The following is a 17,542-nucleotide window of genomic DNA, read 5'->3' on the forward strand; positions in this document are numbered from 1 at the left end:
TACGCACCTGACGCAGTTTCATGCCTTTTTCAAAGCGGCCAGAAACCACCCGTAAGAAAGCGACACGGTCACGGTGTTTCGGGTCCATATTGGCCTGAATTTTAAAGACAAAACCGGTGAATTTCTCTTCAGCTGCTACCACTTCGCGAGTGTCGGTTTTACGTGGCATTGGCGCAGGCGCCCACTCAACCAAACCATCTAGCATATGGTCGACACCAAAGTTCCCCAGCGCAGTACCGAAGAATACCGGTGTTAAATCACCAGACAAGAAAGCGTCATGATCGAACTCATGCGATGCTCCCTGAACCAGTTCCAGCTCTTGGCGGAACTGTTTAGCCAGATCTTCCCCCACAGCAACATCCAGATCCGGGTTGTTCAGCCCTTTAACAATGCGCACTTCCTGGATGGTGTGACCTTTACCGGTCTGATACAGGTAAGTTTCATCTTTATAAAGGTGGTAAACCCCTTTAAACAACTTACCGCAACCAATCGGCCAGGTAATGGGTGAACAAGCAATTTTCAGCTCACGTTCCACTTCATCCAGCACTTCCATCGGATCACGAATATCGCGGTCCAATTTGTTCATAAAGGTCAGGATTGGCGTATCACGCAGACGGGTAACTTCCATCAGCTTGCGCGTGCGATCTTCGACCCCTTTAGCCGCATCAATCACCATCAAACAGCAGTCAACGGCGGTCAGTGTACGGTAAGTATCTTCGGAGAAGTCTTCATGCCCAGGGGTATCGAGCAAGTTGACCAGGCAACCACCATAGGGAAACTGCATCACGGAAGTGGTGATGGAGATACCACGTTGCTTTTCCATTTCCATCCAGTCAGATTTGGCATGGTGGCTTGAGCCACGGCCTTTTACTGTACCAGCGGTCTGAATGGCGTTCCCGAACAGCAACACTTTTTCGGTAATGGTGGTTTTACCGGCATCGGGGTGGGAAATTATCGCGAAAGTACGTCTTTTCGCGACTTCCAGTGCGTATTCACTTGGAGACATAATTTGAAATTTCTGCTTTTAGGCCGCCCTGCTCTGGGCCTCACATCCGATTGATGCATGGCCCAAGCAAAGCAAGGCATTGATTATGGCGCTATACCCTTTTACTTGAAAAACCGCGTTATCAGCAGCGATTCCTATCACTTTTGGGTATAAGTGGTTATAGCGCGGTATTTTCCCTGATTTATACGGGATAGACAATTTTTTCAAGACAAACTGTCGTTATTCGAGACAGATAATCGGCAAAAAGGCACTACCCCATCGGTAATGCCATCATAATGGCATCTTCACGCCCATCCGCACTCGGATAGTAATTGCGCCGCACCGAAACTTCGTTGAACCCCAGGCTTTCGTACAAGGCGATCGCACGCGCATTTGAGGCGCGAACTTCGAGCCAAAGCGTGACAATCTGGCGTTTTTCCAATTCTGTAATGACATGCTCAAGCAGTAAACGGCCACACCCTTGGCGCTGATACTGTGGATCAATAGCAATATTAAATAACGTTGCTTCATCCAATACAATTTGGGTAATGGCAAAACCGGCCATTTGCTCCCCAATATTCAGCTTGAAATTGAGGTAGCGCTCGCCTTGATTGCTGGCTAAGGTTTTTTCCGTCCACGGGAAAGCATGGCTGGCTTGTTCAATTTTGTACGCTGTGGCCAGATCGGCTGGCGTCAGGATAGAAATCTGCTTCATGATGACAAATCTGCTGCCAAAGTGCGCGCTTAGCGCTCGCGTCTTGATAAAGTCCGGTCAGGGCCGGGCTGTATAACTGCGCACCCGCAACCGCAAGCGGTTCACTGATGCCCAATCGCCAACTGTTGCACTGTGTCTCCTCAGGTAACATTGCCACCTGATCCGGCGTCAGCGCATAGGCCTGGCGGGGAGTGAGTCCAAGGCTGTGCAACACATCGCACAACAGCGGGTCATCCTGCTCAGGAAGCGGGTCTGCGACAATTAACAGGCGGGTATCGTCGGGTAAACGTATGGCAATTTCACCTTGCAAAACGGCTGGGCGGCGCAATGTCCACTGTGTAATACCAAGCTGTTGTAACAGTAAGTCTCGTCTTGATGCCATGCCCTTTCCTGTCAAAGCGACCCGTATTTCGACGCTATGCTAGCAAACCCATCGAACATGCGCCAACAAACCTCTATAATCCCCGATCATATTCTTAAGGAGCCAAAGACTGATGTCTGCATTAACCCCAGCCAGTGAAGTGATACTGCGCCATAGTGATGAATTTATAGCCCGCCACGTGTTGTTTGCCGGTGATTTACAAGATGCGCTGCCAGCGCAATTTGATGCAGCCGGGATACGGGTTCACACCAATCAATATCACCACTGGCAATTACTGAGCAATACGCTGGACGAGAATGTTCAATTCGGTCTTGTGGCAACACCTGAAACAGTCGCCGCCTGCGATACGCTGGTTTATTACTGGCCAAAAAGCAAACAAGAAGCCCAGTTCCAACTGGCCAATCTGTTATCTTTGCTGCCCGTCGGTTGTGATGTTTTTGTGGTGGGTGAAAATCGCAGTGGTGTGCGCAGTGCAGAAGAGATGCTGTCAGAGTTTGCGCAATTAACCAAAATTGATAGCGCCCGCCGTTGCGGCCTCTATCATGGTCGCCTGGATAAACAGCCGGAATTTGATGCCGATGCCTGGTGGGAAAGCTATCAGGTGGGTGATGTCATCGTAAAAACCCTGCCAGGTGTATTCAGCCGCGATTCGCTGGATTCTGGTAGCCATTTGCTGCTATCCACTTTCAGTGAGCCGTTTAAAGGCAGTGTGCTGGATGTCGGTTGTGGCGCGGGTGTGCTGGCCTGTGTTTTGGCGCAACAATCGCCAAAAATCAAATGGACCTTGAGTGATGTGAGCGCCGCGGCAATTGAAGCCAGCCGGGCTACATTGGCGGCAAATAATATCGAGGCGCAAGTCATTGCCAGCAATGTCTACTCTGACATTAAAGGCCGCTTCGAGATGATTATTTCTAACCCACCGTTCCATGATGGGATTCAAACCAGCCTGACTGCGGCTGAGATGCTGATCCGAGGTGCTACCGCGCACCTGCATGTGGGTGGCAAATTGCGTATCGTGGCGAACTCCTTCTTGCCTTATCCTGCGCTGCTGGATGCCGCATTTGGCAGCCATGAAGTGCTGGCGCAGAATGGTCGCTTTAAGGTCTATCAGGCGACTGTCGGGCGTCCGCCACGGGATCCTAAGAAAAAACGTTAATATTATTAGTCACTAATATTAAGCGTTAAGATAAACCATCCCTTCCGCGCCGTAGCGTTCACCTGCTGCGGCATGGAATGGGAACACCGCATCCAGCGCAGCCAACTCTTGCGCGCTAAGCACCACATCTAATGCTCCCAGATTCTCTTCCAAATAAGTACGACGCTTGGTTCCTGGGATTGGCACAATATATTCCCCCTGCGCCAGCACCCAAGCTAAAGCTAATTGGGCAGGTTTAACCCCTTTATCCTGCGCCATTTTTGTTACTGTATCGGCCAGCACCAGATTCAGAGCAAAGTTATCCCCCTGAAAACGTGGGTTATTACGGCGAAAATCATCAGCAGCCAGGTCATTCGGGCTGCGTATCGCCCCCGTCAGGAAACCGCGCCCTAATGGGCTATAGGCCACAAACCCGACACCCAATCGTTGGCAGGTTGCCAGAATGGAAGTTTCCACATCTCGCGTCCACAGTGAGTATTCACTCTGCACCGCAGTAATCGGGTGCACCTGATGGGCTTTCTCCAATGTTGTTGCCGATACTTCACTCAAGCCGATATAGCGAATTTTACCGGCGGTGACCAAATCAGCCAAAGTCCCGATGACATCTTCCACCGGCACACTCGGATCACCTCGATGCTGGTAATAAAGGTCAATGACATCAACCCCCAAGCGCTTGAGGCTGCCATCAACCGACTGGCGGATATAATCAGGACGGCTGCTCACACCACGTACCGTCGGATCGGTTGGGTCACGCACAATACCGAACTTCGTCGCTAAAAAGACCTGATCACGTTTGCCCTTAATCGCCCGCCCTACTAACTCTTCATTGGTAAATGGGCCATACATATCAGCGGTATCCAGCAGCGTGACGCCCAACTCCAACGCCCGATGTAGAGTCGCAATGGACTCGTTAGCGTCCTGATTAGTGGAGTAGAAATCACTCATTCCCATGCAGCCAAGGCCTAATGCTGAAACCTGCGGGCCATTCGAACCTAATTGACGTTGTTGCATTGCGATACTCCCGATTAGTGATGTCGGAAGAAAGTGTGGTTGTTTCACGAGGAAAGATAAATAATGCAGATCACTCATCACTGTTCAAAAAACACCAACAATGGGCGAAGGCAATTATGGACCAGATACAAGCCATGCGGATATTCGTCCGTATTGTTGAGTTGGGCAGTTTCAGCCGCGCGGCCGAAAAACTGCAATTACCTCGGGCCACGGTCAGCCACACTTTAAAGCGATTAGAACAACGCTTAGGTGTGCGCTTATTGGTGCGCACCACCCGACAAGTGAATATCACCGCCGAAGGCACATTGTATTATCACCGCTGCCTGCAATTATTGTTGGCATTTGAAGAGGCTGATTCGCTGTTCAGCCACCAGCGGTTGCAACCGGAAGGAAAGGTACGCATTGATATGCCACATTCACTGGCACGAAATGTGGTCATCCCCGCCTTGAGTGATTTCTATCAGCGCTACCCTCATATCACATTGATTCTCGGCGCGAATGACAGCACCATCGACCTGCTGCGTGAAGGTGTAGATTGTGTATTACGCGCCTGGCTACCGCACGATGAACAATTAGCTGCACGAAATATTGGTCAACAACCACAAATTACCTGCGCATCGCCGGCTTATTTAGAAAAATACGGTATTCCGGTGTCGCTGGATGATTTATCTGGTCATCAAGCTGTAGGCTATTTCTCCCAGTTAAACCATCGCGATTACCCGTTGGAATTTGTTTGTCAGGGGAAAATTGAAAATCGGATTTTACCCAGTATTTTGAGTGTCAGTGGCGCAGATGCTTATATTGCTGCTGGTGTGGCGGGTTTAGGATTGATTCAGGCGCCTACCGCCGGAATTCAGGGCCAATTAGCGCAAGGCGAATTGATTGAGGTGCTCTCTCACATACCGCCGCCAGTGATGCCGCTATTTATTATGTACCCTCCGGGCCGTTTTTTAGCACCCAGAGTGAGAGTGCTCATTGATTGGCTAATTAAACTATTTGCCCATTACCCACCCGAATCAGATGAGCTCGGGAACAGAACATACAATAAAGAAAACTTCAGTAATTAAATCAATTGATCAACATATGATGCTTTTTACAGCAAACGTCCCGCTTAGGGGAAATAAGTATTGACCTGACCGCGAAAATCTCTAGAATTCGCCTCCGTAGTACAGATTTATATTGCACAGCACATGCGATGGTGGCGGAATTGGTAGACGCGCTAGCTTCAGGTGTTAGTGTTCTTACGGACGTGAGGGTTCAAGTCCCTCCCTTCGCACCAAGCTGGTGATATAAATCCGAAGTTTTACTCACTTCAAGATAGTAGATAGTAAGAAATCATTTGGGCGATGGTGGCGGAATTGGTAGACGCGCTAGCTTCAGGTGTTAGTGTTCTTACGGACGTGAGGGTTCAAGTCCCTCCCTTCGCACCACGATGATTTCTAATATCAACATCTCCCCTCTGTTATAACTCAATTGTATTAATGCATACCGGTACCGTCACGTAAAATCAATGGTGCATCAATACTGCGACCATACCCGCCAAAAGTGCCAGACAAGATGGCAGTAACAGAAAGTGCCGCAACCGTGCATGATATAACATACTTACCGTCGCCAGCATCGCGACCACAATCAGTACTCGCAACTGGCCCACAGTGATATCAGCCCACCCCAGCACTGGTAGCAAAGTAAAAGGCAGCAACATCCCCCAGCCACTGGACATCCCACGGCTCAATAAACCAGTTATCCCCCATGAACGGTAAGCTGAAAATCTGGCTGTAATCATAGTGACGGCTCACTCAAGTGATAATGATAACCAATATCATATACCACTATAAAAAAATCTGCATCATGAAGTTGCTGTGAGAAAGCTGGCAATTTGGCTGGCCCAGTGCCATTGATACCATCGATATATCAGATTTAGATGAGTAAATTGATTAGTTGATCGACATCATGATGACAGGCTGAAACAAAAATGGTAATTTTGATTAAGAAAATTCCTAAAGCCATGTTAAAACGCTTCAAACAAAAATAATTACTTTAAAGAACTATTTATCGTGATGCCTAAATAAAAGGGCTTCATGAGGATATTGTTTATTTTTCTACTGACAGCGCGCCATTATGCAGAGTGAATTGAATATGAATAGCCACTCCTACGATCAGCTTCTGAAAAGTAAGCATCGGCTCTCTTTACTGCTTTTTCTATTTCTTAATGCAGCGTCCGCTATTTTCAGTATGATATTACCCTCTCCCGAAGTGCCAGCAGTGACATTACCGCTCGTCATGATCATGGTTATCAGTCTTAGTGTTGCGGCGTATTTTATTTTTATTTCGAAGAATTATGTTGATAAATTGAATTTATTTTCAATTATCATGGGGATTCTCTGGGCCTGGCAAATCATTCTTAAATATGAATACCTGGGCACAAATGAAAATAATTACTTATTACTCAGCTTGTTCACCATTTTCTTTATCAGCACAATTGCTCTGTCTGATAACTTTCTTGCCTTTTGTTTACATACTGCCCCCGCAGCACTCACTGTTATTTTTTTGGACGACTTTCAAAATATTTTCCGCATCATATTTACGATTATGTTGCCCCTGATTGGTTTCTCCTTACATCATTTGATGCTGCGTCGCAGTGACGACTTCACCCGCAAACTTGTTGCACGTCTTTATAATGAAAGGGAAAAGTTCAGTGATTTAAGCATGATAGACCCACTAACCAGTTTATATAATCGCCGTGGGTTGGAGAATAAACTTGAGACATTATTAGCGCAGTCTCCTGGCAACCATTATGTGCTGCTGCTCGATATCGACCATTTTAAAGCCTATAACGATAACTATGGTCATACAATGGGAGACCAGGCCTTAGTGCGCGTTGCTGCCGCCATTCGTGATGCTGTACGCTCACGGGATATCGTGGTGCGTTATGGTGGCGAAGAGTTTTTAGTGTTGCTGACACATGTCAGTGAAGAGTATGCAAGCCAGTTAGCAGAACGTGTCCGGCAACGCGTTTTAGGCCTTGATATTCCACATGTTTTCAATCATAAGGTATCAACGACTGTCACGTTAAGTGCGGGGATTTCCCCCTTACAATCCTATGATTTGGCCTCTTCACTCAAAGCCGCTGATGAAGCACTTTATCGTGCTAAAAAAGACGGGCGGAATAAAGTTGCGTTTGCCGAAGATAAATTATCAAAGATTGAATCTTCACCCTGATAAAATGACTCACCATTATGCTCAATTATTTATTCTCTCATAAATGGTTGAGCTTAATACTGCGGTATTACATTTCACCTTTATACTGTTATTAAACCGTGTTATTGCATAAACAAAAATAAATCACTGGCTCATCTGTTGGTATAAAACATCTATTTTAGATAATCGCTCTAATTCTCTGGTTAAGAAAAAATTAGTTTTTTGAATAATATTTTACTCTATCATTCCTATTTCAACACCACTGGTAACCCACCAGAAGTTGCCTTGTTGCTCAACTCAACCAGAGGTTATTATTTACATAAGAAATATTAATAATGATTATCATTTATATTAGATATGAGTCTCGCACAGAAAAATTCGTTAGGCCGCGCGGGGGGGAGAATACCTAAGCCCGGCAAATGACTCACTTACCGGGCTTATCTTAAATGGCTAATTTAGAAGGCAACTGACCCCTGCACAAAGAAGGTTCGTGGCTCACCGACATACTTACCGGAGTTGTTATCATTGGAACGCGTGAAATAGCGTTGATCAAACAGGTTTTTTACCCCTGCGCCCAATGTTAGATTTGACCAGGCTGGTCCGAAATTATATTCAGCGCGGGTATTCCACACCATGTATCCCGGAATAGTACCAAACTGGCCATCGGCACTCTCCGTCGTAATATACTGCGGACCAGAACCCGGTGACTGTTGCTGAGATTGTGCATAACTATCCAGGTTCCATACCCAATTACCGGTTTCATAACGGGTGCCCACGGTATAAACCTGACGTGAATAGAACGGTAAGTCCTTACCGGCGAAATCACCACTTTTAGTGGTTGCTTTGGTATAGGTGTAGCTGGAGTAAACACTTACCCCATTCAGTGCTGAATTGAATTCACTTAAATCATAACTAAATGCCAACTCCACACCTTCATGAGTTGTCGCTCCCAGATTTGTCCAGCCAATATCATTGCTGATGTATTGCAGCTGATTATCGAAATCAATGTAGAACAGGGTCAATTCACCGGTCATTACCGTGTCATCAAAACGAGTACCGATTTCATAGCTATGTGCTTTTTCAGCCGTCAAGCCCGGTGCCGGTGCATTACCATTACCGCCTTTGCTGAGCTGGAAATATTGCATGCTGCCAAAGGAAGTGTTGGCATTTGCAAACAGCTTCCATTCATCGGACATATGGTACATCACATTAAGTGAAGGTAGCGGCTCACTGTAGTGCTGCTCACGCCGAGTATTGGCAAAAGAATCATCTACATTGGTGCGGATATTCTCATAACGTAGCCCGGGGGTGATGGTCCAGTCAGACACATTGATAGCATCATCGATATAGACAGCATGCGCTTCGGTTCCACCTGAGGTGTGCTGATAATACTGTGGTGTGGCAGGCATTGAAGTCACTGTCGCAGGGTTATACCAAGGGGAGCGATAGGCTTTCTCATCCATGGTTTCATTCAGATAGCGGTAACCAACAGTCACCTCATGGGAGCTACTACCCATTCTAAACAACTGCGAATAGCTGGGTTCAATGGCATAGGTGGTGTAATTCCGCGGGTAAGCCACCATGCGTTTCTGACCGAGGTTGGCACCAGCCCCTTCGGATTCAATATTGCTGCCACGGAAACTTTTGGTGAAATATGTCAGCAACTCAAACTGGCGATCATCTTCCTGGTGGATATATTTGAATGACATATCACGGCGACGCCCATCAAACTGGTCATAAGGGCGGGTCGACTGGAAAGGATTCTGGGCATATTGTGCACTGGTTAACCCACCCGGCATGCCAGCATGTGCTTCATAATAATGAAAATTAGCCTGCAATTCGTCATGTTCGGTGAACTGATAACGGGTTTTCAGCATAAAATCATCGATATCAGTATTGTCGTTATTGTCACGATACCCCTGACCATGCAGACCTGAATAGAGCAATGCCGCGCCAAAACCATTATCTGCCGTACCGCCTAATGATGCGCTGCTCAAGGTTTTTAAACCGCCATGACTAGCGCCCTGCGTTTGTGCGCTAACGGCACCACTGAAGTCTTCCGGAATAGCCTTGGTATTAAAATTGATGATTCCGCCTACGTTTTGCGGCCCATAGCGTACTGCTCCGCCACCACGAATCACATCGATGGATTGCAGGTTACCAATAGAAAGTGGAGCCATTGATAGCTGTGGCTGTCCATAAGGTGCTACTGCTAGCGGGATACCGTCCATCAGGATAGTTGAGCGCGGAGATAAGCGAGAGGTTAAGCCGCGAACCCCGACATTGAGCGAAATATCACTGCCACCCGTACCATTACTTTCACGCACTTGAACACCAGGAATCCCGCGCAGTGAATCCCCCACTGTCTGAGCACCCTTTTCGTGAATACGTTGCTGGGTAACGATAGTACGCGCGCCGGGGTGATTCAACACAACCGTGCTGTTATCCGTATTATCAAGCCAGTTACCGACCACTGAGAGTGTGTCACTTTTATTCGTTTTAGTTTCGGCTGAGTTATCAGTCACTGGCGGAGAGGATTTCTCTGCGGCAAAAGCGGGTAATGCCAGCGCGACGGAGGCGGCCAACAGAGACAAACGGGAAAACGTTAACATTTTGGGCCTATTGCGAAAGGAGTTGTGTCTGATTGTAATTTTTTGGAAACGCTAATCTTAATGATTACATTTCCCAAGTAAATCAATTTTGTCGCAAACAGACGAATTATTTCTTGCTGCTAAAACAGAAAGGGGGGAATAAAAACCATTTGGAATAAGTGGGTTAAGTGTAGTAGTGCATGCTGCAATAACTTACCGTGAGTTATTGCAGCACGCTGCGGCGTCAAGGGCGCCAGCTGTTTGACTGCCCAATGCTATTGGCGTTGCAGCTAGGCAGCAAACGAGCAAATCCCGATGAGCTTACATAAGTAAGTGATTCGGGTGGTGAGTGCCGCTAACAACGCTGCTGCGTCAAGGGCGCAGGGCAGTGACCCAAAACACGCCGCTATAATCTATAGCAGTATACTTTTGATGAATCATTTCCAAATCCGCCTGTGGATCCAAATCGGCAAATAATTCTGGATGAAGGAATTTGGCAATAGCTTCTACAGCAACCACATTAAGCGGACTATCATAAAACTGGTGATAAACCGCCATCACTTTCTTATCCTGCACGGATTTCAATATACTGATGCCGGTTCGCCCCATCAGATGGGTCAGTTTTTCCTGTGTCGTTGCGATATCAGTGTTATAGCCTAAAGGAACGGCTACTGAGCCCTTATGGCCTCGACTCCAGTCAGCACCGGTCATTAAATAAAAGTCAGGGTTGCTGCTAATGAGTTGCTCGACGTTAATCTCACCGCCCATTTCCGGGAACAGTTGGCTGCCGATGTTATTCCCACCAGCCTCGGCAATGAATTGCCCAAAACTGCCTTTGCCAAAAGTCGAACAACACTCATCACCCGTCATACCCGCGTGGCGCTCAATGAAAACACTTGGGCGCTGTTCAGGTTTAAGAGTGGCGACTCGTTGACGAACCAGAGCAAGTCGTTGCTGATAGAACTGTATGAAATATTTAGCATTTTTTTCTTCGTTAAACACCTTTCCAAGCAGTTGCATACTGGGAACCGTATTGGTCAACGGCTGCTGGCGGAAATCAATAAACAGCACCGGAATCCCCGATTTATCCAACTGCGCCAATACACCACTGGCTTTGAGTTTTGCCAGCAATCCAGTATCAAAGATAATTAAGTCTGGCTGCATTGACACCGCCCGTTCGACACTAAAATCAGTGACATAGGGGTTATCAAACATCGGGATTTTATTCACTTCTGGGAATTTTTTAGCATAAGCCTCCACCAGATCGGCCGCTTTCACTTTCAGTGAATTATCCCAGGCGATAATACCTTTTAGCGGTGTTTGTGGATGAAGAATGTTCAATGCCATCAATGCCCTGGCATCCGCTAATATCACTCGTGACGCAGGTTGAGCTAATGTCACCTGCCGGCCAGCAATATCTGTCACCACAATCGGCTGTGCTAAAACAGAAAATGATGCCGTTATTGCTAAACACATAGCGACCAATGATAAAAACCTGCTGACAATGCGACCGGGCATGAAATGTCCTTTAGGAAAAAGTGAACGCTAATGATAATCCATATCTTTTGAGAAATTGAATCATTGTCTGCGGCGTATCGATAAATTCTTTTTTCATCGTACCATTCGCTGTTTTTATCAGATTGCGGATTATTTTATTGCTTTGCTAAACCGATTCTTCTAATTTTAGCAGCAAATAGAATTGAAGAGTATAGGGGTTTATCATGGAGAATACCGTTTGGGTTTTGGGCGATGCTGTTATCGACCTTGTTCCTGAAAATTCAAATAGTTACCTTAAATGTCCAGGTGGCGCACCCGCTAATGTCGCGGTAGGCATTGCCAGATTGGGGGGTAAAAGTGCATTTATTGGTCGGGTTGGGCAAGACAGCTTTGGCCGTTTTATGCAGCAGGTTTTACAGCAGGAAAATGTTGATACCCGCGCCATGACGCTGGATGCAGAGCATCGAACCTCAACTGTTGTTGTGGATTTGGATCAGCATGGTGAACGCACCTTTACATTCATGGTGATGCCAAGTGCTGATTTATTCCTACAACATACTGATTTACCAGAATTTAAATCCAAACAATGGCTCCATCTGTGCTCCATTGCATTGAGTCAGGAGCCCAGCCGCAGCACCGCATTTGAGGCTATGCGCCGCATCAAAGCCGATGGAGGTTGGGTTAGTTTTGATCCCAATATTCGTGCTGATATTTGGCGTCAACCGCAAGAGCTACTCCCCTGTCTGCAACAAGCATTGCAGTTAGCCGATGTGGTAAAACTGTCACGGGAAGAACTGGATTTTATCTGCCCGCAGCAGGATATCGCGACAGCTATGGAGCAGGTTATGGCTGACTATTCCTGTAAATTATTGCTGGTGACATTGGGTGCAGAGGGGGTTTGGGTGCATAACCGTAGAAAGTTGCAAAAATATGCCAGCCGGAAAATCACCCCGATTGACACCACCGGGGCCGGAGATGCATTTGTTGCCGGGTTGCTGGCAGCATTGTCGCAACAACCCAACTGGCAACAAAGCCAGGATTTAAGTGCGGCTATCGATCAAGCACAAGCTTGCGGCGCCCTGGCTACCAGCGCCAAAGGGGCAATGACCGCCCTACCGAATGCACAGGAATTGGCGCATTTTCTGCAACGCAGCCACTAACCGCGACCCCGCCTGTCGGATGCCCTGCGTTGGCATCCGGTTTCCTCTCTTGCTCATCTATCCTTGCTAAACACCCAGCTCACGGTAATGCGCTTAACGGCTTCACGCTGACTGATTCATCCCTTTCATAGCGCGACTTACCTCACCCCACCACTCAATTTGCAGTGCAGATCACAATAGCTGAATCGGGTTAGCAAAATGTTTTGCTAATTCCAGTTGATCGCCCGTATGTTAGCCATGAAAAACCGGTTTAGCTGTTTAGCATAAATACAATCAATCACATACCGAGTGATATAAAATGATGATAAAACCAAGCTATCTTGCTGTATCAATAGGACTTATTCTTTCTTGTGCAGCGACCTCCGCCTCAGCAGCCTCATCAAATGTGGATATCGAAGCCCGCCTTAATGCTTTAGAGCAGCGATTGCAGCAAGCAGAACAACGGGCAAAAAATGCAGAAACCCGCGCCGAAATTGCAGAAAAACAAGCACAAAAACTCGAAGTTCGTACCCTTCAAGCAGAAGAAAAAACCGTTCAAGTTGCCAAACGCACTGAGAAATTAGAAAGCAAAACACCAAGCGACAATGGTTTTGAGTTCCACGGTTATGCACGCTCCGGTTTGTTAATGAACTCTTCCGGTACCGGCACTCAAGGTGGCCCTTATGTTTCTCCAGCAGGCAGTACTGGTGGGGCAATTGGCCGTTTAGGTAATGAACCCGATACCTATGTTGAAGTGAATTTGGAGAAAAAACAGCAGCTGGATAATGGCGCAACCACTCGCTACAAAGTGATGCTGGCTGATGGTCAACGTAGTTATAACGACTGGACAGCTGACAGCAGTGACCTGAATGTGCGTCAGGCTTTCGTCGAATTGGGTACCCTACCCACCTTTAATGGTATTTTCAAAGACAGTACCCTGTGGGCCGGTAAGCGCTTTGATCGCGATAACTTTGATATTCATTGGCTGGATTCCGACGTGGTATTCCTGGCCGGTACCGGTGGCGGTATTTATGACATCAAATGGACTGATAACCTGAAGAGTAACTTCTCCCTCTATGGCCGTAATTACGGCGAAATAGAGAATGTTAACAGCGATATTCAAAGCTATATTTTCACCACCAATAACTATGTATCCACCCATAATAACGGCTCATTCCAGTGGATGCTGAGTGGCCTGCGCGCCAAAGATAACGAGGCACGCCAAAATAGCGGCGAAACCGTGAATACCAATGCAGCAGATAAAGGTATTCACAGCATGGTGGCCTACCACGGCGACAGCTTCTATGGGCTACGTGAGGGGACGTCTAAAACAGCCTTGTTATATGGCCACGGCCTGGGAGCTGAAGTGAAATCTATTGGCTCCGATGGTAACTTGACCAGCGGTGCAGATACCTGGCGTCTGGCTTCTTACGGCACCACCGCGCTGAGCAAAAACTGGAGCCTGGCACCCGCAATATTGGCACAGCAAAGCAAAGACCGATATGTCGAGGGCGATAGTTATAAGTGGGTGACCTTTAATGCCCGCCTGATTCAGGAAATAACCGAAAACTTTGCTTTGGCGTATGAAGGTAGTTATCAATATATGAATCTCGACCCGCAAGGGTATAAGGATTATCACAAAGTCAGCGGCGGTTTCTATAAACTGACCTTTGCTCCGACCTTTAAAGCGGGCGATATCAGCAACTTCTTCAGTCGCCCAGAAATACGCGTCTTCGCGACCTACATGGATTGGAGTCAAGATCTGGATAACTACGCCAAGGATGATGCCTTCGGTAAAAATGATTTTGCCGCCGGCGGTCAATGGAACTTTGGTATCCAGATGGAAACCTGGTTCTGATCATTCCCCGCCGTCGGCAGGGGATTGGCTGCCACGGCGGGTAACCTAATTTGTATGCGAGGGACATAATGAATATTAATGAGACCGCAAAGGCTCTACTCCCATTGCTCGGCGGTAAAGACAATATTGTCAGCGCAGCGCACTGCGCGACACGCCTGCGTTTGGTATTGGCTGATGACTCGCTGGTACAAAAATCAGCGGTAGAGAAAGTCGAAGGCGTTAAAGGCTGTTTTAGTAATGCAGGGCAATTGCAGATTATTTTCGGCACCGGGCTGGTGAATAAAGTTTACGCCGAATTTATTAACGTGGCGGGAATTAGCGAATCCACTAAATCAGAAGCGGCCGATGCGGCTGCCCGTAAGCTAAATCCATTCCAGCGCATTGCCCGGCTGCTTTCTAATATTTTTGTGCCAATCATTCCGGCGATTGTGGCCTCCGGTTTGTTGATGGGTTTGCTCGGCATGGTGAAAACCTATGGCTGGGCCGATGCCAACAGCGCGCTATTTATCATGTTGGATATGTTCAGCTCCGCTGCTTTTATTATTTTGCCGATTTTGATTGGTTTTACCGCAGCCAAAGAGTTTGGCGGTAACCCCTATCTGGGAGCCACGCTGGGCGGCATTCTGACCCATCCGGCACTGACCAATGCCTGGGGAGTGGCGGGTGGTTTCCACACCATGAACTTCTTCGGGATGGAGGTGGCGATGATTGGCTATCAGGGCACGGTATTCCCCGTCCTGCTAGCTGTGTGGTTTATGAGTATATTGGAAAAGCGCCTACGCAAGATTATCCCTGATGCGCTGGATTTGATCCTCACGCCGTTTTTAACCGTCATTATTACCGGATTTGTTGCGCTGCTGTTTATTGGCCCTGCCGGACGCGTGCTGGGTGATGGCATTTCACTGGTACTCAGTACCCTGATTACCCATGCCGGTTGGTTGGCTGGATTGTTATTTGGTGGGCTATATTCCGTTATCGTGATAACCGGTATTCACCATAGTTTCCATGCAATCGAAGCTGGTTTATTGGGTAATCCCAATATTGGCGTTAACTTCCTGCTGCCCATCTGGTCGATGGCGAATGTTGCACAAGGTGGGGCTTGTCTGGCGGTCTACTTTAAAACCCGCGATGCCAAAATTAAAGCCATTGTAATCCCCTCGGCATTTTCCGCCATGCTGGGGATAACTGAAGCGGCTATTTTCGGGATTAACCTACGCTTTATCAAACCCTTCCTGGCAGCACTGGCGGGAGGAGCACTCGGTGGCGCATGGGTGGTGGCCAATCATGTCAATATGACCGCGGTGGGTTTGACCGGTATCCCCGGCATCGCCATCGTGCAAGGCAATTCGATTGTTAACTATCTGATTGGCTTGGTGATTGCCTTTGGTGCTGCGTTTATTATTTCCTTGCTACTTAAATACAAAACGGACAGCGAATAATGCAAGAAGCCAGTTTGCTTAAACATCTTACGCTGGCAGTAATGCGCGGTCAGGGCCGCGCATTACAAGACCCACACCGGCCGGGCTGGCACTTAGCTCCCTGTGTCGGGTTGCTGAATGATCCTAATGGGTTTATTTATCATGCTGGCTATTATCATCTGTTTTATCAATGGAATCCGCTGGATTGCCGCCACGGCAGTAAATATTGGGGCCACTGGCGCAGCACTGACTTAGTGCATTGGGAGCATCAACCCGTGGCGTTGGTGCCGAGCGAAGCCTATGAAAGTCATGGTTGTTACTCCGGTTCGGCGGTAATTGCTGATGACATTATCACCCTGATTTACACCGGAAATGTGAAATACCCCGATGGCTCCCGTACCGCATTCCAATGTTTGGCACAGGAAAATGAACGGGGCGAGTTCGACAAGTTAGGGCCAGTGCTCCCATTGCCCGCTGGCTATACCGGACATGTGCGTGACCCGAAAGTCTGGCAGCACGACGGCCAGTGGTACATGGTGTTAGGCGCTCAGGACAAACAACTACAAGGCAAGGTGCTACTGCTGCGCTCTGGTGATTTACGCGAATGGCATAATCTGGGTGAGATAGCTGGCTCTGGTCTGGGGGGGCTTGGGCCTTTTGGCTATATGTGGGAATGCCCCGACCTGTTTACCCTGGCAGATAAAGACGTTTTGATGTTCTGCCCACAGGGTATACCAGCCGAAGCTGAACGCTATCGTAATACCTTTCAGGTAGGCTATTTACTGGGCAAATTAGATTATACCAACGCCACCTTCAATCACCAGGCATTCCACGAGTTGGACGCTGGCTTTGAGTTTTACGCGCCGCAAACCACGCTGGCCGCAGATGGCCGTCGCTTATTATTCGGCTGGATGGGTCTTCCAGATGAAGATGAGTTTTACCAACCGACAGTGGAATATGGCTGGATCCACACCATGACTTGCCCGCGCGAGTTGAGTCTTAATGGCGACAAACTGATTCAGCAACCGGCCCGCGAGTTAGCCGCGCTGCGGTGTGAACATACGCAGTGGCAAGGCCGTGCCCAAGAAGCCCCTGCTCTTGCAATCGGTAGTGCCGAAATGATAATCGACGTCAGTGCGCCTTTCACCCTCGAATTGGGCAATACTCTGCTGTTGGAATGGGATGGTGCGCGCTTGATTTTAAGTCGTAATAATCTGCGCACCGGATTGCGGGAATTCCGTTACTGGCGCGGTAAATTGCAACAATTACAGTTACTTTGCGATCGTTGCAGCATAGAGATTTTTATCAATCAGGGGGAAGCGGTGATGACGTCGAGTTACTTCCCACCAGTACCGCCACAAGCCATTTTTGCGGGAAGTGCTGAACTGCGAGTGCAACACTGGCTGTTGTCTTCGCCCATGTTAGAATGAACTATCTTTCAAGGCGACAGATTCACTCGGCGAACAACATTAATCTGTGAAAAACAATAAACGTATTACCATCAACGATATTGCCAAACTGGCTGGTGTGTCGAAATCGACCACCAGTCTGGTGCTCAATGGACGTAGTAAGGAATATCGTGTTTCAGATGA

General features: G+C 47.8%; 15 protein-coding genes and 2 tRNA genes. 10 read left to right on the forward strand and 7 right to left on the reverse strand.

What is annotated here, in order from left to right; genetic code table 11:
* The 3 genes from prfC to ACNSO8_RS12040 all read right to left on the reverse strand — a co-directional run.
* Positions 1–1,006, reverse strand: a 1,006-nt coding sequence (gene prfC / locus ACNSO8_RS12030) for a peptide chain release factor 3 (RefSeq protein WP_418394758.1), incomplete at its 3' end; no start/stop codon positions are given.
* Between the two features lie 250 nt (positions 1,007–1,256).
* Positions 1,257–1,700: a ribosomal protein S18-alanine N-acetyltransferase gene (gene rimI, locus ACNSO8_RS12035; RefSeq protein WP_019080590.1), complete on the reverse strand. Its 444-nt coding sequence runs from the start codon at positions 1,698–1,700 to the stop codon at positions 1,257–1,259.
* Positions 1,645–2,082 carry a DNA polymerase III subunit psi gene (locus ACNSO8_RS12040; RefSeq protein WP_408574682.1) on the reverse strand — a complete coding sequence of 146 codons (438 nt, stop codon included), beginning with the start codon at positions 2,080–2,082 and terminating at the stop codon, positions 1,645–1,647. Before ACNSO8_RS12040 ends, rimI begins: the two co-directional genes overlap by 56 nt.
* A gap of 112 nt (positions 2,083–2,194) precedes the next feature.
* Between ACNSO8_RS12040 and rsmC the strand changes: the two genes are divergently transcribed.
* Positions 2,195–3,238, forward strand: coding sequence for a 16S rRNA (guanine(1207)-N(2))-methyltransferase RsmC (gene rsmC / locus ACNSO8_RS12045; RefSeq protein WP_019080592.1), 1,044 nt, complete (start codon positions 2,195–2,197; stop codon positions 3,236–3,238).
* An 18-nt stretch (positions 3,239–3,256) separates the two neighbouring features.
* On the opposite strand, the gene ACNSO8_RS12050 is transcribed toward rsmC, so the two are convergent.
* On the reverse strand, positions 3,257–4,249 hold the full coding sequence (locus ACNSO8_RS12050) for an aldo/keto reductase (RefSeq protein ID WP_221870114.1): 993 nt from the start codon (positions 4,247–4,249) through the stop codon (positions 3,257–3,259).
* 116 nt (positions 4,250–4,365) lie between these two features.
* Between ACNSO8_RS12050 and ACNSO8_RS12055 the strand changes: the two genes are divergently transcribed.
* From ACNSO8_RS12055 to ACNSO8_RS12065, 3 genes are all read left to right on the forward strand, one after another.
* Positions 4,366–5,316, forward strand: coding sequence for a LysR family transcriptional regulator (locus ACNSO8_RS12055; protein WP_050298429.1), 951 nt, complete (start codon positions 4,366–4,368; stop codon positions 5,314–5,316).
* 125 nt (positions 5,317–5,441) lie between these two features.
* Positions 5,442–5,528: transfer RNA gene (locus ACNSO8_RS12060), tRNA-Leu, on the forward strand.
* Positions 5,529–5,592: 64 nt separating this feature from the next.
* Positions 5,593–5,679 (forward strand) — tRNA-Leu (locus ACNSO8_RS12065).
* A gap of 77 nt (positions 5,680–5,756) precedes the next feature.
* On the opposite strand, the gene ACNSO8_RS12070 is transcribed toward ACNSO8_RS12065, so the two are convergent.
* Positions 5,757–6,032, reverse strand: a complete 276-nt coding sequence (locus ACNSO8_RS12070) for a DUF1435 domain-containing protein (protein ID WP_026017971.1) — start codon at positions 6,030–6,032, stop codon at positions 5,757–5,759.
* Between the two features lie 335 nt (positions 6,033–6,367).
* Here ACNSO8_RS12070 and ACNSO8_RS12075 point away from each other — a divergent pair, with 335 nt between their 5' ends.
* Positions 6,368–7,468 carry a GGDEF domain-containing protein gene (locus ACNSO8_RS12075; protein ID WP_019080596.1) on the forward strand — a complete coding sequence of 367 codons (1,101 nt, stop codon included), beginning with the start codon at positions 6,368–6,370 and terminating at the stop codon, positions 7,466–7,468.
* Between the two features lie 434 nt (positions 7,469–7,902).
* Here ACNSO8_RS12075 and ACNSO8_RS12080 read toward each other — a convergent pair whose 3' ends face one another.
* Together ACNSO8_RS12080 and ACNSO8_RS12085 are read right to left on the reverse strand one after the other, a co-directional pair.
* Positions 7,903–10,059, reverse strand: a complete 2,157-nt coding sequence (locus ACNSO8_RS12080) for a TonB-dependent receptor family protein (protein ID WP_050131172.1) — start codon at positions 10,057–10,059, stop codon at positions 7,903–7,905.
* A gap of 351 nt (positions 10,060–10,410) precedes the next feature.
* The gene (locus ACNSO8_RS12085) at positions 10,411–11,556 is read right to left on the reverse strand and encodes an ABC transporter substrate-binding protein (RefSeq protein ID WP_418394759.1); all 1,146 of its coding nucleotides are present in this window, start codon (positions 11,554–11,556) and stop codon (positions 10,411–10,413) included.
* A gap of 203 nt (positions 11,557–11,759) precedes the next feature.
* Between ACNSO8_RS12085 and ACNSO8_RS12090 the strand changes: the two genes are divergently transcribed.
* From ACNSO8_RS12090 to ACNSO8_RS12110, 5 genes are all read left to right on the forward strand, one after another.
* A complete protein-coding gene (locus ACNSO8_RS12090) occupies positions 11,760–12,695 on the forward strand; it encodes an aminoimidazole riboside kinase (RefSeq protein ID WP_418394760.1) in 936 nt (311 codons plus the stop codon).
* A 298-nt stretch (positions 12,696–12,993) separates the two neighbouring features.
* A complete protein-coding gene (locus ACNSO8_RS12095) occupies positions 12,994–14,532 on the forward strand; it encodes a carbohydrate porin (protein ID WP_418394761.1) in 1,539 nt (512 codons plus the stop codon).
* A 68-nt stretch (positions 14,533–14,600) separates the two neighbouring features.
* Positions 14,601–15,971 carry a sucrose-specific PTS transporter subunit IIBC gene (locus tag ACNSO8_RS12100; protein WP_050916928.1) on the forward strand — a complete coding sequence of 457 codons (1,371 nt, stop codon included), beginning with the start codon at positions 14,601–14,603 and terminating at the stop codon, positions 15,969–15,971.
* Positions 15,971–17,380, forward strand: a complete 1,410-nt coding sequence (locus tag ACNSO8_RS12105; protein WP_050163682.1) for a glycoside hydrolase family 32 protein — start codon at positions 15,971–15,973, stop codon at positions 17,378–17,380. The genes ACNSO8_RS12100 and ACNSO8_RS12105 overlap by 1 nt, the downstream gene beginning before the upstream one ends.
* Positions 17,381–17,426: 46 nt before the next feature.
* Positions 17,427–17,542 (forward strand): LacI family DNA-binding transcriptional regulator (locus ACNSO8_RS12110; RefSeq protein ID WP_418394762.1); only part of this gene is annotated, 116 nt, incomplete at its 3' end.

The sequence above is a fragment of the Yersinia sp. LJYL362 genome (assembly GCF_048323875.1).